The 25535-nt window shown below is 38.7% G+C and carries 25 protein-coding genes; 1 reads left to right on the top strand and 24 read right to left on the bottom strand.

The features are described from left to right. Position 1: 1 nt before the first annotated feature. The 17 genes from BLV53_RS08600 to BLV53_RS08520 form a co-directional block, all read right to left on the bottom strand. Positions 2-1159, bottom strand: a complete 1158-nt coding sequence (locus tag BLV53_RS08600; protein ID WP_090299882.1) for a glycosyltransferase family 4 protein — start codon at positions 1157-1159, stop codon at positions 2-4. Continuing rightward, positions 1156-2379: a glycosyltransferase gene (locus BLV53_RS08595; RefSeq protein ID WP_090299880.1), complete on the bottom strand. Its 1224-nt coding sequence runs from the start codon at positions 2377-2379 to the stop codon at positions 1156-1158. Before BLV53_RS08595 ends, BLV53_RS08600 begins: the two co-directional genes overlap by 4 nt. Further along, positions 2379-3149 (bottom strand): AglZ/HisF2 family acetamidino modification protein, encoded by a 771-nt coding sequence (locus BLV53_RS08590; RefSeq protein WP_090299878.1) that lies wholly within the window; start codon positions 3147-3149, stop codon positions 2379-2381. The genes BLV53_RS08595 and BLV53_RS08590 overlap by 1 nt, the downstream gene beginning before the upstream one ends. Before the next feature lie 9 nt (positions 3150-3158). Further along, positions 3159-3821 carry an imidazole glycerol phosphate synthase subunit HisH gene (gene hisH / locus BLV53_RS08585; RefSeq protein WP_242879062.1) on the bottom strand — a complete coding sequence of 221 codons (663 nt, stop codon included), beginning with the start codon at positions 3819-3821 and terminating at the stop codon, positions 3159-3161. A gap of 108 nt (positions 3822-3929) precedes the next feature. Continuing rightward, on the bottom strand, positions 3930-5087 hold the full coding sequence (locus BLV53_RS08580; protein WP_090299876.1) for an N-acetyl sugar amidotransferase: 1158 nt from the start codon (positions 5085-5087) through the stop codon (positions 3930-3932). 167 nt (positions 5088-5254) lie between these two features. Continuing rightward, positions 5255-6619 (bottom strand): sugar transferase, encoded by a 1365-nt coding sequence (locus tag BLV53_RS08575; RefSeq protein ID WP_090299874.1) that lies wholly within the window; start codon positions 6617-6619, stop codon positions 5255-5257. Between the two features lie 7 nt (positions 6620-6626). After that, positions 6627-7592 (bottom strand): hypothetical protein, encoded by a 966-nt coding sequence (locus BLV53_RS08570; protein ID WP_090299872.1) that lies wholly within the window; start codon positions 7590-7592, stop codon positions 6627-6629. 1 nt (position 7593) lies between these two features. Further along, entirely contained in the window at positions 7594-8673 is a 1080-nt protein-coding gene (locus BLV53_RS08565) for a Gfo/Idh/MocA family protein (RefSeq protein WP_090299871.1), read from the bottom strand. A gap of 4 nt (positions 8674-8677) precedes the next feature. Beyond that, positions 8678-9937 (bottom strand): O-antigen ligase family protein, encoded by a 1260-nt coding sequence (locus BLV53_RS08560; RefSeq protein WP_090299870.1) that lies wholly within the window; start codon positions 9935-9937, stop codon positions 8678-8680. A gap of 15 nt (positions 9938-9952) precedes the next feature. Further along, positions 9953-11500, bottom strand: coding sequence for a ComEC/Rec2 family competence protein (locus tag BLV53_RS08555; protein ID WP_090299869.1), 1548 nt, complete (start codon positions 11498-11500; stop codon positions 9953-9955). Continuing rightward, positions 11479-12681 carry a DUF6077 domain-containing protein gene (locus BLV53_RS08550; protein ID WP_090299867.1) on the bottom strand — a complete coding sequence of 401 codons (1203 nt, stop codon included), beginning with the start codon at positions 12679-12681 and terminating at the stop codon, positions 11479-11481. The genes BLV53_RS08555 and BLV53_RS08550 overlap by 22 nt, the downstream gene beginning before the upstream one ends. Next, a complete protein-coding gene (locus BLV53_RS08545) occupies positions 12668-13369 on the bottom strand; it encodes an acylneuraminate cytidylyltransferase family protein (RefSeq protein ID WP_090299865.1) in 702 nt (233 codons plus the stop codon). The genes BLV53_RS08550 and BLV53_RS08545 overlap by 14 nt, the downstream gene beginning before the upstream one ends. A gap of 173 nt (positions 13370-13542) precedes the next feature. Next, entirely contained in the window at positions 13543-14592 is a 1050-nt protein-coding gene (locus tag BLV53_RS08540; protein WP_090299863.1) for an N-acetylneuraminate synthase family protein, read from the bottom strand. Beyond that, positions 14582-15400 carry a glycosyltransferase family protein gene (locus BLV53_RS08535; RefSeq protein WP_090299861.1) on the bottom strand — a complete coding sequence of 273 codons (819 nt, stop codon included), beginning with the start codon at positions 15398-15400 and terminating at the stop codon, positions 14582-14584. Before BLV53_RS08535 ends, BLV53_RS08540 begins: the two co-directional genes overlap by 11 nt. Positions 15401-15517: 117 nt before the next feature. Beyond that, positions 15518-16159, bottom strand: a complete 642-nt coding sequence (locus tag BLV53_RS08530) for a PIG-L deacetylase family protein (RefSeq protein WP_090299859.1) — start codon at positions 16157-16159, stop codon at positions 15518-15520. Between the two features lie 115 nt (positions 16160-16274). Further along, a complete protein-coding gene (locus BLV53_RS08525) occupies positions 16275-16949 on the bottom strand; it encodes a DUF4956 domain-containing protein (RefSeq protein WP_090299857.1) in 675 nt (224 codons plus the stop codon). Beyond that, positions 16946-17623 carry a polyphosphate polymerase domain-containing protein gene (locus tag BLV53_RS08520; protein ID WP_090299855.1) on the bottom strand — a complete coding sequence of 226 codons (678 nt, stop codon included), beginning with the start codon at positions 17621-17623 and terminating at the stop codon, positions 16946-16948. The genes BLV53_RS08525 and BLV53_RS08520 overlap by 4 nt, the downstream gene beginning before the upstream one ends. Positions 17624-17739: 116 nt before the next feature. Here BLV53_RS08520 and BLV53_RS08515 point away from each other — a divergent pair, with 116 nt between their 5' ends. After that, positions 17740-19422, top strand: a complete 1683-nt coding sequence (locus BLV53_RS08515) for a CotH kinase family protein (protein WP_090299853.1) — start codon at positions 17740-17742, stop codon at positions 19420-19422. A 50-nt stretch (positions 19423-19472) separates the two neighbouring features. Here the strand turns inward: BLV53_RS08515 and BLV53_RS08510 are convergent, their stop codons facing one another. From BLV53_RS08510 to BLV53_RS08480, 7 genes are read right to left on the bottom strand one after another with little or no spacing between them, the layout of a single operon-like run. Beyond that, positions 19473-20606 (bottom strand): glycosyltransferase family 4 protein, encoded by a 1134-nt coding sequence (locus tag BLV53_RS08510; protein ID WP_242879061.1) that lies wholly within the window; start codon positions 20604-20606, stop codon positions 19473-19475. Between the two features lie 59 nt (positions 20607-20665). Beyond that, positions 20666-21286 carry an acetyltransferase gene (locus tag BLV53_RS08505; protein WP_090299850.1) on the bottom strand — a complete coding sequence of 207 codons (621 nt, stop codon included), beginning with the start codon at positions 21284-21286 and terminating at the stop codon, positions 20666-20668. A gap of 22 nt (positions 21287-21308) precedes the next feature. After that, positions 21309-22043 (bottom strand): SDR family oxidoreductase, encoded by a 735-nt coding sequence (locus tag BLV53_RS08500; RefSeq protein ID WP_090299847.1) that lies wholly within the window; start codon positions 22041-22043, stop codon positions 21309-21311. A 52-nt stretch (positions 22044-22095) separates the two neighbouring features. Continuing rightward, entirely contained in the window at positions 22096-22509 is a 414-nt protein-coding gene (locus tag BLV53_RS08495; protein WP_090299845.1) for a MaoC family dehydratase, read from the bottom strand. Beyond that, the gene (locus BLV53_RS08490; protein WP_090299843.1) at positions 22509-22751 is read right to left on the bottom strand and encodes an acyl carrier protein; all 243 of its coding nucleotides are present in this window, start codon (positions 22749-22751) and stop codon (positions 22509-22511) included. Before BLV53_RS08490 ends, BLV53_RS08495 begins: the two co-directional genes overlap by 1 nt. A gap of 15 nt (positions 22752-22766) precedes the next feature. Beyond that, the gene (locus BLV53_RS08485; protein ID WP_090299841.1) at positions 22767-24449 is read right to left on the bottom strand and encodes a DUF2142 domain-containing protein; all 1683 of its coding nucleotides are present in this window, start codon (positions 24447-24449) and stop codon (positions 22767-22769) included. A gap of 34 nt (positions 24450-24483) precedes the next feature. Next, on the bottom strand, positions 24484-25524 hold the full coding sequence (locus BLV53_RS08480) for a sugar phosphate nucleotidyltransferase (RefSeq protein ID WP_090299839.1): 1041 nt from the start codon (positions 25522-25524) through the stop codon (positions 24484-24486). Positions 25525-25535: the final 11 nt, after the last annotated feature.

Below are 25535 nucleotides of genomic sequence, written 5' to 3'. Positions count from 1 at the left end.
GCTATTTATATATCCTTCTTGCGATTACTTCGTAATCAAATTGGAGTTTTGCGAAGGCAAATGATTTAGCCTTTGTCTGCTCTAAAATCATTGGCTCCTCTGTGATTCTTTCAAAGACCTTTACCATGTCATCCACTGTTTCTACAAAGAAATAGTTTTCTCCATTACAATCACTGTAAGTGGCATCCTTGTAAGTCTCGTGTGGGTAGGTCATGTTGGCACAGCCGCAACACATGGCGGTCTCAAAGGTAGATGACTGTCCACCTGGCTGGCAATACAAATCAACTCCGGCAAGGAATTGCTCGATCTCCTTATTAACCTTCCAGCCCATAAAATGCACTCTGCTATCAGCCTCTAACAGCGGGCGAATAACGCTTTCCATTTCTGATGGAATGGAGCCAAACACAAACATTGCAAGACGAGGATCATTAACCTTTGAAAATGCCTCTAAAAGCTCTGCAGTACGCTTGCCTGCAGAAAGCTTTCCCGAATGAGCCATGATAATAGCATCACCTGGGAGGGCATATCTGTTAATGATTTCCTGACGAGCCTGACGCTGCTGCTCTGGAGAATAAATGATTCCTCCGATGGCCATAAACTCCATTTTATCATCTGGGATACCGTAAATATCCTTAAGCCAGTCACGCATCTGAACGCCCAGATAAAGCACCTTGTCCACTTGAGGCAATGCCTTGTGAACGAAATATCCATGTACAATCTGGTAAAATGCCTTGCTGGCTGGTGTCATTGCAGAATTAGTGTAATCCTCGTGGCTATCCATATAGAACAGGCACTCTGGATGATGCTTACAATAATCAGCCACATCCATCATTTCGTATCCACAAACTCCATGATAGAGAATTGTATCTGGCTGTATTTCATTTAAGTATTTCTTTAGCTTGTGACACTTTTGGATTTTCTCTGTCCACAAATCACTCCAAAGGATTCTGTCATATTTCAAACGGATAAGTCTAGCACCGTTTGCCATGATTCTGTCTTCCTCTGGGCCTTCCACAAGCTCACTTCCTTCATAATGATAGACATCAGTGATAATGGTGGTATCATGACCATCCTTCATGTTCATATCTATTAAAACATTTTCCTGATATAGCATGCCCTCCGTAAAATGGGACGGCATACCTATATGTAAAACTTTCATGTGTTATATATCTCCAAGTATGATTTATACATTACTGAATTATCGTAATGTTCAACAGCATAGCCTCTAATCTCATCTGAAGTGAGATTTCTGTTCATCTGAGTTGCTGTTGCCTTTTTTAAAGCTTCAAGTGTTGCGGCATATTTCACATCTGCATCCCCTGCAATGTCTACCTTTACGAAAGTCCCGAAAGGTGCAGGTGCAGTTTCTTTCGTGCCACATTCATCTAGCCCTACCACCGGTGTTCCGCAACACAATGCCTCGATACAAGTGGTTGGGAAATTTTCTGCTTTAGAGCATATTATAAACAAATCCGCCTCAGAATACCACCTGGCCAGTTCATCCTGGTTTTTGGTACGGGCAATCAGCTGGACATTGGCACTGTGGCGTTTTGTTTCATCCGCTCCAACCATCACAAACTGTGTATCTGGCATAGTTTCTGCTAAATCAAGTACCATTTGTCCACCCTTGCGAACATCCATTATGTTTGGAGCCACTGCAAGGATTAGCTTATCTTCAGGTTTTATACAGTATTCTGCTCTAAGGGCATTGTCCTTTTTTCTAGGATAAAAAATGCCATCAGTGTCAATTCCATTATGGATAACCTGAATATTATTCTGATACAAATATGTTTCTCTTGTCTTATCTGCAAGCCATTTTGATGGTGTGACTATTGCTTTTAAATTAAGACCTTCCATGCTTTGCTTTTTGTCAGCAAGCATCTGAGCAGTTTTGTCAATCATGAATGAGCTTACGTATTCTCTAAGATATGGGCAGTTGCCACAGCCACTTTTGTACCCTTCGCACTCATAGGCAAATCCACACTTACCTGTATACATGTATTCACAGTGAAATGTCCATACTACAGGAATCTGCTCCTGTTTTAGAAACCCAAGCAATTCACCTAGATTTACAAAATATGCATGAAGCTCATGTATATGAATCAAATCCGGCTTAAACTCTTTGATATATCGAATAAGGTTTTCGGTAGATTTAGGTGAATAGTAGCCATTTTTCCCTGTAATACGGGCTAAAAGAGCATGCTTTTTTGTCTCCCAGTCTAAACCAAACTTATAAATACCCGGTTCATCTATGACATCTCCGCGACCATAGGCTACGCGAGCTTCATGTCCGTCTTCGTTCAGACGTCGATAAAGGTCGTAGACTATTTTGCCTGTGGAGCTGTATTTGCAGTTTACATCGATTAGAAGTATTTTCATTATTCTGTGTATATTCCAGCTTCTGTAAGTTCTTCTTCTGTAGGTGCGGTGATTAAGACTGCCTTAAGGCGACCATAGTAAACAAACATACTACCGCCTGCTGCAGCATGTGCATGACCATTTTGGAGTGCATCCTTAAGGTCATCTATGCCACCAGCGCCACCGCATGCTGTCACAGGTATGTTGACAGCATTTACAACAGCATTTATCAGCTTTGTGTCATAACCTGTCATCATTCCATCACGATCGATGCTGTTTAAGAATATTTCTCCCACACCAAGAGCTTCGGCATGTTTTGCCAGCTCAACAGGAGACATATTGATAACCTTTGTGCCATCGCAAATAACACATTTATATTCACCCTTTACCAGCTTAGCATCGATAGATGCAACAACAGACTGAGAGCCTGCCAGTGCTACTGCATCCTTTACAAGCTGTTCATCTTCTACAAGGCTTGTGTTAAGCACAACCTTTTCATAGCCGATTGCAAGAAGCTTTCTCACCTGTTCTAAAGTCTTGATGCCGCCGCCATAGGAAAGTGGCATAAATGCTTCTGACGCCATATCTGTAAGAAGCTCAAAATCTGGTTCTATACCCTTTTTACTGGCAGATATATCAAGTACTGCCATCTCATCAATACCCTTACGATTAAAAATTTTCAAGGCATTTACAGGGTCGCCCAAATAGGTTGGCTTTTTAAAATTTATTGTTTTAATCAGGTCTCTGTCATCAATCAAGAGAACTGGGATAATTCTTGGTCTATTAAACATAATTACCTCTTATTTGACGAAATTCTCGAGTAGTCTCATGCCAAAGTCATGGCTCTTTTCCGGATGGAACTGTACACCATACACATTGCCTTTATTTACGGCACATGCAAATTCATAACCATAATCGCATGTCATCATAACATCCTCTGGATTCTTGCAGACCGCATGATATGTATGTACAAAGTAATATCTCTGTCGGCCTTCAATCCCTCTAAGAAGTGGCACATCCTTTTTAAACTCTACAATATCCCATCCCATGTGAGGTACTTTAAGATTCATTTCTGCCGGGATATTAAACTTTTTACATTCAAAATCTATGAGTCCAAGTCCTGGAAGTTCACCTTCCTCTGAAGCATTTCCTAAAAGCTGCATTCCGAGGCAGATACCAAGGATTGGCTTGCCATTTTTTGCTTCTTCTTTAATCAGATCCACCAGGCCGCCCTCGTTTAGTTTGCTCATGCCTGCATCGAATGCACCTACGCCTGGGAGGATGATTCGATCTGCGTTTTTTATTTTCTCCGGGTCTGAAGTAATTACGCTTTTTTCGCCAATTACCTTAAGCATATTTGCTATACTGCCTAGATTACCCAGGCCATAGTTTATTATTGCTACCATAGTTTTTCTAATGCCTACGCCGGTTACGGCTACAATCTGCATGGGGATTTTTTTCATCGTTTTCACTATACTCTCAAAAAATCCCCATGCAGATTGCAGCCTACCGGCTTACTCTTTCTCTTAAAATTTACTATCAGAATGTATTAGGTAAAAACGAAATATACGCTAGAAACGCATATTACGTTTTTCGATGCCTAACAGCTGACTTATTTTTACGCCCAAACGAATCATCCACATGGAGTTTTTGTAGTCATCCGGAACGTGGGCTGGAGCGTTTATGATTTCGTCAAATTCCTCTGTTGTTACGCCTAGCTTTTTAGCTATGTATTCCTTGTCCTGCTCCATTTGATCCACGTCGTATGGATTGGTCTTAAGTTTCTCCAATGCTTCTTCACGGGTCATTGTTCCAGCAAGAATCTGGGTTGAGAATACATTTTTACGTGTATCAAAACCAAATTTATATGGCAAATAATAGCCTTCGAAAAATCTGGTGAATACGTTTTCATAGTGCTTATTTTCGTATTTTGTCCATCCGTATTTTTCGTGAAGGAATTCTTCAGCCTTAGCCTTGTCATAAACAACATAGTCAAGTGGATAAAAGCGTTTCATTCCATAAACATATTTATAGAGTAGACGATATTTTAGGATGCCACAGGTAGGATAGGTCTTCAGTGGACGCTTACCAAATTTCTTATGGATATCCTTATACATTCTCAGGTCATTCATGTAAATCCATTCAACAGGTGGTCGAACGAATTCTGTACTGTTGTTAGAACCTGTAAGGACCCATTTAATCTTATGCTTTACTGCATAATTGTAAAGCGATGAGAAAATAGCGTGATCCTGTGGGGCATCACAACTACTAATGCCAGACTTAAACATTGAAAGCTGAAAATCACTCATTTCTTTCCAGTTGATAACGTCTGTATACATATCAAGGTCCATTCCCTTGACAATCTTTTCAATGTTTTCAACAGCTACGTTAAGATTCCAACCGGTGTCTACAACGTAAATAAGAGGACGAAGATGCATTACCTCCTTGGCAATATATGCCAGATAAGAGCTATCTGCTCCTCCTGACATTCCAAGGATGCAATCGTAATCCTTGCCCTCTCCATCTTTTCGAATCTGAGCTGCTACTTTTTCCAGCTCTTCACGATTTTCCTTTGTAGGATCCCAATATGGTTTTATATTTTTTTCGAAGTTGCGGCAGTGATCACAGACACCTTCTTCGTCAAAGACAATCATGGAGTCTGTAGTGTCCATAACACATTGAGTGCAGCGTTGAAATTCTCTTTTAATTTTAGGTACGTATATTGGCATAGTTTTCTTTACTCTTTCTAAGAACCCCGCTTGCAGGCTGCTGTTTGGATTTATGAACATTTTTTCATCGTTGTCACTATACTCTCAAAAATGCTCATAAATCCAAACAGCAGCACACAAGCTTACTTTAAAAAACATTGTAATTTATTAATAACGAAATACAACGATTAATCGTTTGAATCGGCTTCGAGGTCTTTTAGGATTTCGTCGGGGTTGACGATTTTGTCGAAGCCTTCGGTGCTCTCTTTTTTGAATAGGATGCGCACTGTCATTAGGACGAGTTTGATGTCTAATAAAAAGCTATATTTTTCAATGTACATCAAGTCTAGCTTGAGTTTGTCGTATGCGGAGGTATTATACTTTCCGTAAATCTGTGCATATCCTGTAAGACCGCCCTTTACTTTGCTACGAAGCTCGAATTCTGGGATAGCCTCAGTGTATTTTTCCACGTGTTCTGTGCGTTCTGGACGTGGGCCTACGATTGACATGTCGCCCTTTATTATGTTGAAAAGCTGTGGTAGCTCGTCTACACGAGTAGCACGAATTACATGTCCTACCTTTGTGATTCTGTCGTCATCATCATCGGCTGGACGCTGATCTGCGTTTTCTACCATACTTCTAAATTTCAAAATATCAAATACTTTGCCATCCTTTGTCACACGGGCCTGCTTGTAAAATACAGGACCATGATCCTCTAGCTTTATAGCAATGGCAATGATTATCATAAGTGGTGACAATACCACAGATGCCACTGTGCATAATACTATATCAAAAAAGCGCTTTACAAACTCCTGCTCGGGTGTGAGACCTGTTGTATTGATATGTACAAGTGGTGTATCAAACTGATGAATCTTTTCGCCGCCTGAAATGATAACATCGGAAATCTTTGGTGTAATGTAAGTCTGGATGTTATGCATGTAGCAATATTTCAATAAGTCATTACGTTTTTTTGCACCTACATCCGAAATGACGATACCGTCATAATCCTTCATCAACTCGATGATTTTATCCATGCCCTCAGTGATGCTTACAATTTTGCTGACATTGTAGCTATCTGAACGGGTGTCCATCTTAAGCTTAAGACCAACTGATTCCTTTTTGCCATATACCATCAAAAGCTTGCTTGCTCTGGCATATCTATCATATATTGCAAAGAATATATATACACAAACAAAAGAAAATGCAAAATCAATAAGAGTAAGTATCACAAGTGGCCCTGCCGGAATAAGCAAATTGGCCATCAGACTCAACTGCAAATAGGTGATAAAGTTTACTATAAAAATACCTATCCACTGAGAAAACAGTACATCTGCTATTCTAAGGTATCCATACTTAAAGCCTTCACACAAATGGATGATGACAAGCATCATAAGAAAATATATGCCCATCAATACGTATTTGCCTCGACCCAGGAATGGATAAAAATATGCCCTGTCAAAAATCTTATATTTCCACATGAAATAATAAGCCACGGCCATAATAAGCAATTCAATTATACTTTCGATTTTTCTAACGGTATTTTTATTCTTCATTCTGCCCTCAGTTTACATACTCTAATATTATTTTAGATATGTATTCCATATCCTCTATATCATAAATCTGTGTAATCGGTACTGGAACCAGATATTTAGACAAATGCTTTTCAAAATCATTAGTCTTATCAGATTCTGCAATCCATCTCCACCAACGTGGGACGAATATTTTGTTGGCAACCAAATGCTCTCTGACACCTTCTTTTTCTACTAAAAGAGGATAAACCATAGGAGCCCCGTTTTCCAACACAGGTGACAACTGATTGATATGCTTCAATCTATTATGAATAGCATTAAAGTTTGCTATTCTTTTGTCATTTACTGATTCTATATCTATGCTTTCCATCAGAGCTTTGGTGAGGGATGACATGTAACACATTCCCTCAGAGTTAATATGCTCTTCATTTTCTTTTGACATTTCATAAGATGAATCTGGCCCTGCCTCAAGAGACTTAAATAAAAATCCAGCTGTTTCTGCACTGTTTCCTTTTGGAATGTCTAAGCCTTTTAATCTATCAGCTACAAGAAATGCACCATCTGGAACTCCAAAAAACTTTCTGCAGCTATAGGCACTATACGAACCACGGACAGGTTTTGTGAAAAATCCCTGAGTATTATCGAATAATACGTGACTATGTTCAGCAATAATATCCATCTGCTGCACATGTGTCATTATACCAAAATAATTCGTATATACGAATAATGCAGTATTATCAAAACCGCCTTCGGGCTCAACTGGCATAAACTGATTGTCAATGTTGTAATATAAAACCTCTATACCAGCTTCAAGCAAACCAGCTTCTACTGTCTTGCAGGTGTAGTAAGGTATGTATACCTTCTCAAAGTCTCCTGCAAGAGCTGCATATGCAATAGCACTTCTTCCAGAGTTTAGAGCTACATGCTGAAACCCTGGGAAGAAGGATTTGTTTATTTTCTTTAGTTCAAGTGGCAATGGGCCGCCATATTCTTTCATTTTATTTATCAAATCTTCCTACAAAATCCATTGTGCTGCAGTCCTTAAGTGGGAACTCTACGCTCTCGCCTGTTGCAGCCGATTTATAAATTGCAAGAACCATCTCAAGGGCGCGGCGTCCTGCCTCACCATTTACATATGGCTCTCTATCATTTTCTATAGCATCAATTACATCGCGATATAGCTTTGAGTGACCAAAACCATATACGTTTGGAGGGAGCTCTGAACACTCCTTCTTTACCTGCTCTGGCTCATCGATGTAATCAGAGAAGTTCCACTCCTCAAGAAGGTTTACAGCGTCACCGCCAGCCTTTACAGTTCCCTTGTCACCGAAGATATAAAGTGTCTCTTCAAGGTTCTTAGGGAATACATTTGTAGTACCTTCGATGATACCATAGCTTCCGTTGGCAAACTGAACTAATGCAATACCTAAATCCTCTGCCTGTATATAGTCGTGCTTTAATCTGTCTGTCATACCAACTACTCTAACAACGTCATCACCCATCATCCAACGGAGAAGGTCGATGTCATGGATACACTGATTCATAAGTGCTCCACCATCCTGCTCCCATGTGCCTCTCCATGAAGCGCGGTCATAGTACTCGTGGTCACGTGCCCAGCGGATGTGAGCTGTTCCATATAAAAGACGACCAAATCTTCCCTTTTCAAGAGCTTCTCTAATCATCTGGATAGACTTGTTAAATCTGTTCTGGTGGCAGGCACATACCTTAACACCCTTTCTGTGACCAGCCTCGATAATTGCATCAGCATCTGCAAGTGAAAGTGCGATTGGCTTTTCAATGATAACATGGCATCCTGCTTCGATGCAGTCGAGAGCAATCTGAGCATGCTTTCCTGACTCTGTGGCGATAGCTACAAGTTCTGGCTTTTCATTTGCAAGCATCTCCTTGTAGTCTGTGTACTGCTTTACATAGTTAGCATCCAAATCAAATTTTCTGATTTTGTCCTCAGTATTTTTAAGGTCAAGGTCACAAAGTGCTACTAAATCTAATCCTGTTTTCTGTGATGCAACAACGTGGTTTGGTGAAATACGTCCGCATCCGATAATTGCATATTTCATAATATTATCTCTCCTCCTGAGCATCTTTTGCTCCAACTAATATATATACCAATAAATATACATAATATGGTGTCATGTACTTATAGAACATATCCAGTCCCATATCAATAAAGATAAAAGATACCAACATTGACAGCCCTATCATTTTTCCAACCCTATTCTTTGATAAGAATGACTTAACTAATAATAATACAGGTAGCCAATAATACAATATAAATCCAACAATTCCGAACGAGAAAAGAATCTCCGTATAATTCATATGAGTTTGTGAGTTTTCTAACTCATAAACTCCTTCTGATATTTTTACCAAAGTACATGCTGAATATGGCATTTCTTTAAATGCATAAAATCCATGCCCTAGTATTGGTTTTTCAAAAAAATGAGCCTTAAATGCATCCCATATTGCTTTTCTTTGACCAGTACTTGTCTTAAAGTTATATTCTGTGGCGTTCGCTTCCTCTAACAACTCTACTATTCTGCCTATAACAATATCATTTAATAGAGGTACAAAATAACAAAGAATACCTAAGAAACATATAACTGCTAAAAAAATACATATATTTTTCTTTAGTGTAATCTGATCATTAGATGAACCAATAAATAATATGGCAAACACAAAAACTATTGGAATAAGTGACGACTTTGAGCCTGACAATAAAATTCCACTTATTCCTACTACTGTAGGAATAAGAAGTATTAGCCTCTTCCGTTCAACTATGATTGCGTATAAGATTGGAATCAACATTAATAAGTAAAGGTTACCGGTGTCAATAACTGATGCACCTGGCAATTCACCAACCCTTACCAAAACACCTGCACGGACTTCATCCCATAATGAATCATAAAGAATATTTGTTATAAAGACCACGATAATTACGAAACTTCCAACACTGGTAAGAATATCTAATATATCATCTTTATTGTGCCATAATATTTCATAACACAATAATGCAGGTACAATTGTTAACAATGTATACTGCATACTATATTCGTCTGTATTTATAAATAGCTTAAAATGTCCATATATAAATTCAAAAAAAACAAATACCACCAACCATAGTATTGCTGGATTAATAATGCTATTCTTTGTTGCTTTATAATCATTAGCAGTTAATATGCAACAATATAGAAAGCCAATTCCTACTACTATAACATTCATTACTACAGCATAATTTCTGACAACACCATAAGAGCATCGTATATATACTACTAATGAGATTATAATAATAGATATCCACTTTTTATTCTCAAGTATTTGTTTCATTTTAAATCTCCACAACTAAAATCCAAATATATTAGGTGCTGTTTCAAACCACACTATTCTTGCGCCAAGGTCTTGCAGATATGCAGCCAGTGCTCCGGCTGTGTATTCTGCACCAGTCATAACCCACTCAGGTGCGTCAAATATTGCAATCTCTGGTGCTACCACCTCATAAAAATGTGTTTCTGCTGGCATACTGTTGTTGCCATGATGTCCACACTGGAGGATATCTGCATGTAAATCCTCGCCGTAGGTATCTACCAGATACTCTGCAAGATATTTGCTATGAGCGTCTGCACAAATCAGAATACTTCTGTCCTCTGTTTCCATCTTGAAAACCAGTGAGACATTATTTGGTACGTCCTCTCGCCCTTCAATAACAACATCATCACAGCTGTTGAAAAATGTAATCTTAAGCCCATCTGAAAATGTCAAAACATCATTTCTATCGATATAGTTGATGTTGTCTGCACCTGTTGTTATCTGCTGAAATGTCTCGAATGTATCCACATCATCCCACTCTTCCAATGGAAGGCTATGGAATGTTTCAGCATCAAGTGGTGTGGCATAAATATTTTTAATCTTGATACCCTTAGGATTTTCGTAGATAGCATTGAAGGTATCTATGTGATCCTTGTGATAATGGGATAAAATCCAGGCATCAACCACTCCACCGTTTTTCTTGATGGCCTTTCGCATCTGCTCTTCATTGCCTGCGTTGCCACCATCTATAACGATGACAGTGCCATCGTTTATATTTTTCATGATATACGCCATGCCCTGGTCACCGGATTCATCCTCATACTCAGTCAAAATCCAATCAGGGTCGTTTGGCTCAAGCACAGCATAGTAGGTAGTTCTGCCATATAACTTAAATCCATAATTCAGGTAAGTATTAAGTACAGTATCTACTGCCGACACAACTACAAAATCTATATTTTCCTCTTTGCAATAATCCACTATTATCTGAGGCTTTGGTATAGGATTGGTAAGCTCATAAGCCTCATCTGGAATATCTCTGGCGTAAGGCATTGAAAACCTTGAGTCAATCTGCCTAAGGTAAACTGCCAAATCCTTTGGCGCCATTATTCGTATTTTATCACTATCATAATCCGCAAACAAATCTGAAATGGTTACCACATCCTGCGGTACCTTCATTCTGTTTTCAGCCTTCGCAAACCATTCTTCTGAGTAAATTGAATGTCCTATTATACTGATTGTTAGTAACATGCCAATGAAAGCGATAAATTTCTTCTTGCCATGCAGTTTTGTTAAACTCAAGACTAATCCATACGCAATTATACCGATAACAGGTATCAAATTAAAAAAACGTCTGAAATACTGATCGAATGTACTAGCCTCATATATTTTTCCACTGAGATAAACTGTTAAAGGATTATAGATAAATATTAGAATTAAAAGTGGATACCATAAAAATCCATATCTTTTGATTTTTTCTTTTTCTATAAAAAATATACCAATGAGAGCGATACCAAACAGTGCTGCAAAAATATAATTTCCCCAATATTCATTGGAAATATAAATTAGAAATTCGTTCCAAACCATCTATACCACCAGTTAATATCTTTCCCACGATGAAAAATTCTAGTAACTCCCGCCATATCCTGAATCAGCATACTCATAAGTATGTAAAATACGTATAAATAGATAACACCAAATAGGCTGGCAACTAAATATCTCAATCCGTAAATACGTCTATGGTAAATGCACATAACAAACCAGACACTCATATCAAGACATGGTAAGAGAATCAATCCCATACTGCTTAACGAGCTAATTCCTAGCGAAACTAGCGCAATCTGAACAGCGTTTGTATTTTTAATGTCACTCTTATATTCATCAAATAAATAAATCATAAAGAAAGGCAATGCTATAGCTCCAAGAACCGCCTTACCCTGCCATAGAGTACCTAGCAATCTAAATGTCAATGAACTGTGCGAATAAAAACCAAACATAAAAGTAAAAGCCAACAAACTCATGAAAATCATACGATTTTCAAATTCTTCAAACAGGAACATAGCCATATAATATAATGCAAAATACGCTACCAAAAGCAATATAACAGGCATTATAGTATGGCATATAGTGGCAACTTCAAATCCTGATATTTTAGCCAAATATGCAATGTAAGTAGGCCATGCTACAACAGCTCTTTTATCTGCAGTAAATGGCATTTCGCCAGTAATATAATTTACGTATGCTATCGTATCTGTAGTTATAGTATCCTGACTATTTACTACATAGTCATAATCGTCATATGACCATTCTCCCACTTGGTATCCATAGGCAAAATATAACTGAACACCTAATATAACTGCAAATACTGCGGTATATAAGATTTTATATATTTTATCCTTTATACCACGATTTAATTTTTGACCTATCCAACTTGGTACATTTTTAAGCTTGCTTAGTGCCAATTTTATTTGGGCAAAATCCTTTTTCACCCAACCAAGACACATACACATAGTTATAAATGAATAGGAAATACATAATGCTGAAAAAGAACCTGTAAATGGTTTGTCAAAAGTATTCCAATATTGATGCCACTCAAGCACTGAGCATAAAACATAAAAAATTCCCAGCGACGAAAACCATCCAACAAAATATGTAACTACCGGCTTCTTACCGGCAGGATTTTTTTTAGTATATGTAATTAGTCTGCCTATTGCTACCGGTATTATGGTGAAATGCAGCAAAAAGGCTATGGCTCTAAATAGTGTCATTAACTCTCTTTTCCATCAGGCATTTTGCAAACTCAAAATCGATAGGATAATCAATGTCTATTGAATCCTCACGACTCATGATATATGCCACTGTGTTATCACAATAATAGGTTCTGTTATTTTTCAAAAGGTCATAATCCAAAATGTAAATTGCACCATTTGGGACTATGTAAGTCTCATTATTCTGGCGGTTGCTCATGGTTACCCCTGTGCCAAAGCCTGCATTATGAACTCTGCCATTTTCGTCTGTTACGTGGTACCAGCTGGCTGGGACCTCGGCTTCTGCAAATGAAATAAGAGTAGTGGCATCATCCGCTTTAAACTGGGCAATAGCTTCTTCTATGTGCTTTTCAGTTCTAAGAGGAACTGTAGGAAGAAGTACCATGAACTTATCAATTTTTTCGCCTGTTTCATTCATGACGAACTCTGTAGCATGAAGATAAACATCGATAGCTGATGCGGTATCGCTTGAAAGCTCCGCTGGTCTCATAAATGGGACCTCTGCACCATATTCTTTTGCTACTGCTGCAATGGTTTCATCATCAGTGGTGACGATTACTCTATCTATACATTTTGCTTTTTTGGCGGCCTCTATAGTCCATGCAATCAAAGGCTTGCCACATATTTCTTTTATGTTTTTTCCTGGGACTCCTTTGGAGCCACCTCTAGCTGGAATAAATGCAATCATAATTTACTCTTTCTCAATCCTCCGCTGGCAGGCGACAATTGCTATACCCACTATTTTTTCATCGTTTTCACTATACTCTCAAAAATAGTGGGTATAGCAATTGCCACCTGCCAGCTAGGTTGTGTGAATATCTACGCGAAATAGAAATTTATTTATACGCTACACGCTACGATTTAGAAATCGCCCCACTGGAATAATTCGTCTTCGGTGATGTCGCGCTTTAATTCTTTTCCGATGAGCATCTCATAGAATTTTGGTGAGATGGCTGTGCCTGGGCGTTTGTAGTCGAGGTCGTCCTCGGTAAGGATGTGGCCTTTTTTGAGGTCACGAGCTGCTACGATTGAACGCTTGTATTCTTCACGCTGATGCTTGCTCTCGTTTACTACCTTACGGAAGCTTCCCATCATCTTGTAGCCTTGCTCTGCTGCATCGCAGATGATTTTCATTTCCTCTGGGTTTGCTGAAATCTTGTGATCCCAACCCTTCATGTTCTTGTCCATTGTGAAATGCTTCTCGATGATGCATACATTTTTAGCAATAGACATGATAGGTGCAACCACGCCAAATGTGTGATCAGAATATCCTGTAGGATAGCCAAAAGCCATGCGATACATATCGATATTGTTAAGGTTAACCTGCTCGTCTGCTGGTGGGTAGATAGATACACAGTGAAGTACGCAGATTTCCTTGCAGCCGCCTGCCTCGATTGCTGCGATAGCATTTACTACATCATCCATTCCTGTAAGACCAGTAGAAATAACTACAGGCACACCCTTGCTTCCGATATACTTAAGGAATGGTACGTTTTCAACGTCCATAGATGCAACCTTGATGAATGGCACGTGAAGCTCATCAACAAGTAAATCAACACCAGCTTTATCAAATGGTGTAGATGTAAAATCGATATCAAGCTCATCACAATATGCCTTGAGCTCGTGATGCTGCTCCTTTGAAAGAGCGTAAGCCTCTACGATAGACTCTAATGTGTAGTCTGTTCTGTTTCTATAATCATCTCCAAGGAAGAAGTTGTCCTCATAATTCTTCTTTGAAAATACATTGCTCTTTGTGAAAGACTGAAGCTTGATGCAGTCAGCACCACACTCCTTTGCTGTCTTGATCATTGTCTTGGCAAGCTCCATATCACCATTGTGATTAGCTCCAAGCTCTGCAATAACGTATGGCTTTTTGCCACCTGATACCATATCCTGATAATTAAATCTCATAGGAATCCTCCATAATTATGTTGCTCCACCAATAGCCGTTGTGACTTTGGCTTGTGTCTATTTTATTAATATCCAAATCCTTTAATTCGTCATAAAGATACTTAAAGTATGGATAACGTTTAGCTAAATTGAAATAATGTGTAAGCTTAACCTGATACTCCTGCTGCACATTGTGGCTGGTGCCGACTGTGTTGTTATCGTGAATGCGATATATGGTTGCGGCATTTCTAACCAGCTTTCCTGCACCCACATCCATAAGAAGTCTGCTGAAAACATACCAGTCAAACACAGGGCAATCGCCTTCACTTAGGGAATCAATATATTCCTCACTAAGTAAAGCAAGATTTATCGCTGTTGTTCCCATGCCAATAAAATTGCTTTGGGAGATAGCTTTAACGCTTGTCACGAATTCAGGCATACTTTCCAGTACAGTACTGCCATTCTCCGTAACCAATTCATTATAGTAGAAAGCATAGGATTTGTCTAATTCGTACGCTTTTTTATACTCTTCAATTCTGGCATTGACAAAGGTATCATCTGCATCTGCCACCACAAGTAGGTCATAACCTGCCGCCTTGGCCGCCTTTATCATCTCTATTCTGGTCTGTGCTACAGAACAATGCTTTGGCTCAAGGTCTAAAAATATATCTGCAGTAATATTTAAATCTTCAAGTTCAACTTTAGAATAGTTGTCATTTACTATTAAAACATCAAAATCTATATCAGTTTGATTAGCTACGCAGGTCATCAGATCTTTAAAAAAGTGCTTTGCCTGCTTGTATATTACTGTTCCAAATGCTACTTTCATTCACTGGCTCCATAATTCATTCACTATTTCGTAACAATTCTACCATAATTACAAATCCACTAATACACAAAAATAAAAGAAGACGAGCTATAGCCCGTCTCCATATTGTAGAAATATTTATTTGTGCTCTTCAAGCTTTAGCTTTACAGCTACGAAGCCTTCAGCGTACTGGCAGTGGTTACCATAGCCCCAGATTTTGTTGCGCTCGATATTTGTCTCAAAAAGGTTTCCCTGTCTGTTGTGGGCAGCCTCATAGCATTGGAGTGCTGCACGCTTCTTTTCAACAAAATCAGATACGTCTACGAATACATTTGGATAGAATGACTCACCAATGATGTATGGATTTGATTGGAACATCAAAAGATTGTCGCAATGTCTTGCAGCTGTGTAGCAAATCTGATGAGCTGCAAGGTGGTCTGTGTTGTAATCCTCTTTGAAATGGAAAATACATGTATCAATGTCATACTCAGAGATGATTTTCTCAAGATTCTGCATTGTTTCCTGTGAATATTCAAGATTGCCATATTTGGCTGCTGGGAACTCCAATTCCTTAACACCAAGGGCCTTGCAGGCATTCGCACTGTTTTCGCGACCTGTTTCAGTCTTGATGTCCAAATCCATAAGGTCTGACTTTACTTCTGTATCTGTCAATGTGATTTTATATACATTTTTACCCATGGCAATGTACTTTGCCATTGTTCCACCTGCTCCAAGTTCTGCGTCATCAAAATGAGCGCCAATAACTAATATATTGTTCATAGTCTTCCTCCTTAATAAATAGAAGCTCAAATAAATCTATCATTTTATTATTGACCTTAGCTTTTATCCCACCAAAAGTCAATAGAGTTAATTTCAACTTTTTATCAATAAGAGTTTAGAATTTAACCTCTCCCTCATGCTTCATTAGAGTGGCTGAAATCACCCCTGTCACTCCTGTGATCTCGTCTACAAGCTTGCTGCCTTCCTTTGTTTTTATCTCTATAACCATAGTGATTGAACCCTTTGTGGAGCTTTTTGAATCAACCTTATGGGCTGTGGTATATTTTTTTACTATCTCCATTGCACTCTGCTGAGTCTCTGGATTTTCCACCTTTAACACCAGAAGTTCCGGTGATGAAATGGCTGGAATCATATTAAAGGCAACGATTCCTATTGTGATAAAAATCGACATGATAACTGCCAGCTTGAAAAGTCCTGCGCCTGTTACAATACCTATTCCGATGGACCAAAATAAAAATAATAAATCCATAGGCTCCTTGATGGCAGTTCTGAATCTGACGATAGAAAGCGCACCAACCATACCTAACGAGATAACCAGATTAGACTGCATGGCAAGAATAATTCCTGCAGTTACAAGAGAAATAACTGACATGGATACGGCATAATTTCTGTTGTAAAAAGTACTTCTGGTAAAGAATCTGTAAACAAAGAATATATATAGTGCTATAAGAAATGTCTCAAGCATTACAGCTGATATATAGGTTGCGGACATATCCGCTGCTGCAAAGCCCTCTAATACTGATTTTTTGATAATATCTGAAAAGCTCATCTTATTTTTAGTTCCTCTCTAACCATTGCATATTTTGAAAATGACTGTCTGTGGAGATTGTTGATATCCACCAGCTGCAGCAAATGTCTCGGCAAAAATTCGTCGTATTTAACCTCTAAAATGTGCCACCCCGGTTCCATGACAGGGATAGGAAATTCTTCGGATGTATCAAAAAAACGTTCAACTTCCGTACTGCCCCTTAAATTTTTGTCAAAAGTAATTCGCACGTTGCCCGCCGGCTCCACAAATGCACATCTGTCATATTCCACAATGCATTTTGGTTGCATACCTGATTTTAGATTTGCCGCAAATAATTCTGTGGCAAGTTTACCGTCTGTCACGTCAGCAGTTTCCTGTAAAAAGCCATTCACTTGAGAGGCTGTAATAGTTTCTGAATCCTTTTTTGTCATGCCTCGCAGCTTGTATTTCTTTTCAAGATTAATATATTCTGGATTGTCCAAATAGTAGCGTATGCGGTACTTGAATCTGTTGTCTGTGCCGGCTCTGTTTTCATTTAAACATTTATCAAAATAATCGTCAAAATACAGACTGCGTATGGTATAGTACTCTGAGTCATGGTGCTCATCAGTTTCCATAAACGGACTTAATCTGTATTTGATTTTTTCCAAAGTGATATCTGGTACCAGAAATTTCAGTTCGTGGCGATATTCCACTGTTCACCTCACATAAATAATTGTAATTATAAACCATATCGATATAATGATATCAAGGAATTTACACTATTACATCATAATAATCTTTAATTAGAAAGGCAAACCTTTTCGATTTTATGGAACGAATAAAAGACCTCATTACTATCAACCTAACTCACCGCATCCTTTCCATAATTTTTATTATTGTTATGGCCATTTGCGCCTGGGTTATCGTTGTGACTTCTTCAAGAGTTTCCCCGGAATATACCATTTCCAAGATTTTCATTACGCAAAGACGTTTTGATTCCCTGACCAAATATAATATTCCTTCTGAAACGCCCCTGACTACTGAAATATATATTGGTGATGAAAAACTTATATATGATGTAATCGATAATAGCTTTTACTATTCTCACATTGATGGCAACGACTTTGGCAAGGAAACTCTTCACATCGAAAATGATACCTATCCTTATGATGAAGCATTAAAGGGCAATTTCATCCACGCCGCCATTTTAAATAACGACGCACCAAAGCTAATACTTTACAATAAAGATTCCATAAGTGTTTCAAATTTTGTTGTCACTAATCTTCCGCTTATGAATATTTCCATTTCAGTGGATACTGCTCTAGAATTAGATCTAGACGAGACCTACGATATATTGGATTACGCTCCGGGATATATGACCTTGTATGATAACCGTGACGATTTCGATTCCAGCAAAAGAACAACAAACACAGCGCTCAAGATTCATCGTCGTGGCGGCACCACTGTTGATTTTCCACAAAAAAGTTATCGCATAACTCTTTTAGACTCAACCAACAACTTCGGTGACTCTAAAAATATGAATCTATTGGGCCTTAGAACCGACGACGATTGGATATTATATTCCGCATATTCGGATTATGAAAAAATCAGAACTGTGTTTTCCATGAATTTGTGGCGACAGATGTCATCGGAAAACAACGAATGGGGCGCGACTGCATCAAACCAGTATAAATATGTGGAGTTGTTCTTTAATGGAAGATATCACGGCCTGTATGCGTTGACTTACCCTATTGATAATAAATCTTTTAATATCTCCACCGGAGAAGCTTTATTCAAAAAATCCGACTGGTCTGAAACCGAATTTGCCCTGGACCTGGAGCCTATGGATGATAATCCCGACCTTTTATGGCTGCCTGGATATACTGTTAAAAGCGGTTCTGAATTAAGCTACAGTATTTTGCATCAGCTGTATTACAATATGGCCTATTCCAACGACCCTTACACCATTCGTGAAAGCGTGGATACTGATAATTCCATTGATTTATGGATATTCTACAAGCTTACTCAGGCGGTTGACAACATTTATGGTTCGGGAGTAAAAAACCTGTATGCCGCCACCAAACTATCTGAAACCGGGTACGAAGGATACAAACTCCTTTTTTCCCCATGGGATATGGATCAAACCTGGGGGAACAGATATGTTGACGGGGAAGGTCATCACGGGATAAGCTCCTACTACAATCCTATCGACTACGACCTGACTATCGATTGGGGGGCTGTACCATTTTTAATCAACTGTGGTGACACAGAAATCATCAATCAAGTCAAAGCCAGATACGTAGTTTTAAGAGAATCTGTATTATCTGATCAAAACCTCGTTTCCATGATTGATCAGTATGAATCAGATATATATGATTCCGGTGCTTTTGACCGCACCATGGCTCGCTGGCCTGATGGCAACTACTACGACTCTACTGTAAAGCTAGATGATTTTAGATACTATGTAATAGAGCGAATGAAATACATGGATTTTTATATTGAATCTTTATAAATAAAAATGCTTCTTCCAATGCTGTATTGTAGCTATGGAAGAAGCATTTTTTATTTTAAATATTTATCCATCTCATCCATGAGTGTCTTTTTGTCGAAGTGACTCTTATTGTAGCTCAAAGCATTCTGTCCCATTTCTGCGATTCGCTCCTGGGCCATCTTGCTCATTGTTATTATGCTAAAAGCCAACTCCTCGGCATCACCGATACTAGAGCACATGCCGCAATCGGCTTCTTTGATGATTCTGGCTGTTTCACCTTTTGCTGATGCGATGATTGGCATAGCACATGCCATGTATGACTGCAATTTGGCAGGGATGGTTTTTGCAAAGAGTTCATCATCTGCAAATGAAATGAAAGCAGCATCGCCTTTGGCAAGAAGGCCTGGAACTTCTTTTGGCTGAACTCGTCCTGCAAACTCAAACATATCCCAAACACCATTTTTAGTGATTGATTCTTCAAAGGACTTTCTGGCACGACCATCTCCAACAATAGTAAATCGGATGTTCTTGATTCCCTGTTCACGAATAATTTTCGCAGCAAAAGGTAAAATCTCCAGTCCCTGAGCCTGACCAATATTACCTGTGAAAATCACATTAAAGCCTTTATGCTCAACCTTTGGAAGTGGCTGGTAAAACTCCTCTGCATACTGTGGCCAAAAACTTACTTTGTCCTTTTCCTTATCATCTACGTATTTACGAATTCCATCTACAAAACTTGGGCTTGTACCCCAAATATGTGTACATCCCTTGTAGATTTTTCTCACCATTCTCTCAATAGGCTTAACTACAATTGGTGAATGTATACCAGTTATCATCTCCACATTTTCTGGCCACAAATCCTGTACATAAAGGTAGCATGGAATCTTGTGCTTTCTGGCATAACGTACACCTACCTTGCATTGATTCATAGGTGAGGTTTCAAACATGAAAACTTCATCAGCTTTTATCCTTGTAAACAGGCTCCACCAAAAGCCGAAAAATGGAAAACTGAAATAGTTCATGATAAGACCAAGCTTTCCATTTCCTCTTGCAATCAATGGAATTCTGTGAATCTCCACCCCATTTACAGTTTCTTCTGTATTTTTAAACCACCCGTAACCTGGATAAAATTTCCCCTCAGGATAATTAGGTATTCCTGTAACTACAGTAACTTTATATCCTCTTTTAACCCACTCAAAAGCCATATCATTTATCCTAAACTGCTCAGGATAAAAGTACTGACAAATTATTAATATATGCTTCATTAAAATTTAAGTACGGTTTTGGCTGGAACACCAACAACCTCACATCTCCCTTTTGTGTTTTTAATTACGCAAGAGCCGGCCCAAATATGGGTTTCGTCTCCAATTTTCTTCCCCTGAACAATTTGTGCACCGGTACCTACTTCGATTAGGTTACCTAATGTGCAGGAACCTGAAATATTTGCGTTAGGATTTAGTGTATTGAAATCTCCTAAAACGCTATCGTGCGCAACTGTGCAATTAAAGTTGATAAGGTTCTGATTACCTATTTTCACATCAACTGTGAGTATAGCACCAGCACAGATTATATTTCCTTCACCCATAGTAACTTTATCTGAAATGGTTGCTGAAGGATCAATAAGATTTGGAAAATGAACCCTAGGATTTTTGCCATAAAGCTCATATAAAAACTTGCGTCTTTCCATTGAGCCCATGGCAATAACTACGTCTAAGTCCTCTGTAGTTTCTGTAATGAAACTATCATCACCAATGACATCTTCACCTGGTTCAACATCTATATATCCTAATATGTTCCATGTAGGTGTTACTACATTTATACGCTCAATCAACCATCTGGTCTCTTTGCCTGCGCCGCCTGTACCTACTATAACTATGTTTCGCATATTAACTCCTTAAAATACACTATTATGCTTTTGCATCAGTTATCGCAATATTCTGCCCACTAATCATATCTGCCCCGTCTGAAAGTAAAAATGCAAGAGTTGGCACTACCTGTTCTACTTTGAGATTTTCTTTCTGAGGCATATTTTGGGCATTCATTTCTTTTATAAGATCCGGTAAATCCTTTAAAAAGCGTGTATCTATCATCTCAGGACTAACCCCGTTTACTGTTATGCCCTTTTCAGCGTACTCAGCAGCCAATGATTTCAGCAGTCCAAGTAAAGCGTATTTAGCTGTGGTATAAACCGTAGTGTATTTAGGTGGCATTCCCACCGTACATGAGGTAAGCATAAATATTACTTTGCCATATTTCTGCTTGCTCATGGCAGGCAGAAACTCACCTAGTATCTCTACTATCGGTCTAAGGTCTGTCTCTATATTTTCTGCAAAGTTGCACCAGCTTTGCTTTTTGAAATGTTTATTTTCCATTGGCAATGCTGCCATATGAACGATATGGTCTGGCTTTATTTCACGCTCACTAAGAAAATCCAGCATTTTTCTGACTGATACAGAATCAGAAAAATCCGCCTGTACAAGCATCAATTTGGCTCCAAGCTTTTCCTCAAGAGGTAAGAGCCTTTCAACACTGCTGCGGTAATGAGCCACCACTATATCATAATTGTCTGCTACATTTTCAATTAATGAACAGCCAAGCTCTGATGAAGCACCTGTAACAAATAAAGTCTTTTTTTCTCTCATTAATTATTTCTCCGTAAACATAGCTTTAAGAGGTCGCGATGACCTCTTAATTCTATACCACTAAAATTTGCATTTTCCCTCTAAGAACCTTTTTGCCGCTCTGGTTTGTGATGGTAACCTTTAACTCAAGGCGCTGAACACTTTCAACCAGTTCTACGATTTCGCCCTTTACAGTCAGTTCATCACCAATATAAACAGGACTTGAGAATTTCGTTTCCACCTGTTGAATAAGGCTGCGCTCGCCAGGTATATAAACACCTGCCAAAGTAGAAAGAAAGCTGGCTGTAAGCATGCCATAGGCCACCCTACCTGGATGTCCTTTTGATATGGCAAAAGCCTCATCGTTATGTAGTGGGTTGATATCACCAGTAATTCCTTTGAAGCTGTCCAACATTTCCTGAGTAATGGTCACCTTGAAGGACTCACTCATGCCCACGCTTAAATCTTCAAATTTGTAATTGTTCATTACTGCACCTTTGAAAGAATTGTATCAACCATTTCACCTACGTTTTTAAGAGCCTGGATTTCCTTCATATCAAACTTAACATTGAACTTTTTCTCACAGGCAACTACAAGATTGATTTGCTCTAATGAGTCCCAATCCTCAATATCGTCAGCTGTTGTAGCATCTGTAAGCTCTATTTCATCGTCATCGAATACGTCCTGGAAAATCTCTGTCAAAATCTCAAGTACTTCTTCTCTTGTCATATCATAAACCTCCGTTTAATAACCAATCTGATGTAAAATCTCTGGAACTGGCATTCCATCTCTTAAATGGAATAAGAAATATAATACTCCACACATTGCAAACATAAGAGCCACATTTTGGATTAATATAAGTGATAATGCTCTTTTGTTTTCCTTTTCATCTGTACCAAAACAGATAGCCAGTGCCATGTATATAGGTATCAAATATCTATAGGAAATTTGTACTCGCTGGCTTCCTTCAAGAGGTGTAAATCTAACAAGACAACCCACGAATATAGCCACTACACAAACAAATAGTCCAACGCAGATAATTATTTTCTGCCAATTCTTAAGTCTGTTACCTCTGCTAATTACGACTCCTGCTATCAAGACAATTAACATTGTCACAATGGCTGCCATCGGCGCCTTGGCGTTTAGGTTTACGTTACCAAGCTCACTACCGATAACATGATGTATGTTGTACCAGAAATCTACCTTGATTCCTTCCCAAACGAATTTGGCTGTTCCTGCAGGATCTGCTACAACATCGAATAAAGTGTATGCCGCTCTGCTGGTGTCTGTTTCGATGGTTGCATGATTTTGAGTAAGCACGAACTGGTCATACAAAATGTAGGAATATTTTGGATACATTTTTGCTACAACACCAATAACTCCTACTACAAATGCTCCACCAAAAATGTATTCATACCATTTTTTGCTCAAGCATACATCTGTCCACCATTTTTTCAAAGGAATAACAAAGAACCAGATTCCAAACAATGTGTAAACCATTTTGTTAGGTACAAGCACAAGTAACGCTATTCCAATAAAATATACGTACCATGCATGTAGTCGAACATTTTCCTTGCTGAAGTAGAGACACATAGCAAGTAATATCATGGAAAACAGTATGCTCATGTTGTCATAAGAGTATGACCCGCACAGCTGTAATATAGTTGGGAATAATGAAAATGTCAGCAGCTGTAGCTTTCCCACTGGAAGAAGCTTTATGCAAAACCAGCCTGCCACTATGAGTGTAAGACTGTTGACAAATCTGCCCATGAATAGCAGCCCTGAAAACCCAAGGCCAAGCCATCTGGCTATTGCTATTCCCAGTCCTGACAACAGATATCTGCGCGCCTGTGTAGGCTTGATATAACAAGGAACCAGAGCTTTTAATTCGTCTGATGTACTAAACCAGTTAAAATCTGCAAGGACCTGATACTGATAAGGAAATGTAACATCAACAAATGGAAGCTTGATGTATTCCTCTGCTCGCATCATTGAATATGTGGTGCCTTCAATCCAGTTTGGCTCACTGCCTGGCGTAGTGTCATAATCATGGTCTTTGATACCCATGTATACATCAGAGCAATGATACGCACTATAGAAATGATGAACTTCATCAGCCCCAGAAATAGGAGGCATCACAAACTGCATCACTATACTCCAGCCCAACGTGAGAATCACATAAACTCTGGAATAGCTCCACTCTTTCTTTCTGAAAAACAGCCACAGCAGGTATAGCACCATAGCAATCATTACAACAAGAATAAGACCAAAATACATATTGTAATGACGGGATTTGGTTCTGTTGAAGCAATTAATTAAAAAGAAAACTATAGAATAGATAATACCTACAGCTGCTATTAGTACAGCGCCTATACTTGCAGCTTTATTTCTATCCATTGGATAAAATAAACTCTTAATTTTTTCCAAATAATTATCCTCTCTAACTCTAGTACCTAGCGTACTATTTACCGCGGAGACGGCTTTCCATCTTGCTTAATTCATCAAGCTGTCCCATGTCCATCCATGTATTTTCGTTAATTGGATAAACCCCTACCTTTTTATCATCATCCTTTAGTCTGTTGATAATATCTGGGAATCCAATAACTTCTCCATCTTTGATGTAATCTATAACCTCTGGCTCTACAATATAGATGCCTGTATTTGTAAAGAAGCTGAATTCCGGCTTTTCTTTCATGTCAATGATATTGCCATGTTCGCCAAACTCAACCACACCATAAGCAATCTGGAAGTTGCGAAGGGAACAGACCATCGTAATCATATTGCCTTCTTTTTTGTGATGCTCGTATATCTTGGAGTAATCCTCCTCGATTAGGATATCACAATTGGTAAGGATAAAGGTTTCATTAACCTTGCCACGAAGTAAGGACAATCCACCTCCTGTACCAAGTGGAGCATCTTCATCAACAAATTCGATATCATAAGGCTTTGGAGTTTCACCGTAGTAGGACTTAATCATGCCCTTTTTATGATTTACAATCATGAACATCTTATTGATGCCATATTCTGCAAAGCTATCCATGATAAGCTCTGATATAGGTTTGTCTCCAACTGGAATAAGTGGCTTTGGAAGGATGCGTGTATAAGGATATAGACGTGTGCCCTTACCGCCTGCCATCATTACAACTGGAGCTGAAATATTGCTCTGCTTTGTAAGATTATTTTCGCTCCAGAATATGGTGTCGATAACTCTGCCTTCATCATCCACAATTGGAAGTCCCTGAATATTATGACGGCGAAGGAAATCTCTGGCGTCATCACGCTCATCTTCCTTGAGACTACGAGGCTTATAATTGGCAATTTTGCTAACAGGCTCATTTAAATCGCCGCCTGACAAAATAAAACGTCTAACATCACCCTCTGATACAGCAGCAAGCAATTTATTGTCTTCATCAACAATAAATGCTGTTTTTCGTCCGCTGGCATCAAAGGTTCGCATTGCCTGTAAAATTGTATCTTCTTCGTGTATTAAAACATTTAGCATACTTAAATTCT

Source organism: Pseudobutyrivibrio sp. ACV-2 (assembly GCF_900107545.1).
Lineage (GTDB): Bacteria > Bacillota > Clostridia > Lachnospirales > Lachnospiraceae > Pseudobutyrivibrio.
Note: the sequence above shows the minus strand (reverse complement) of the source record. Positions and strands in the feature narration are given on the sequence as shown.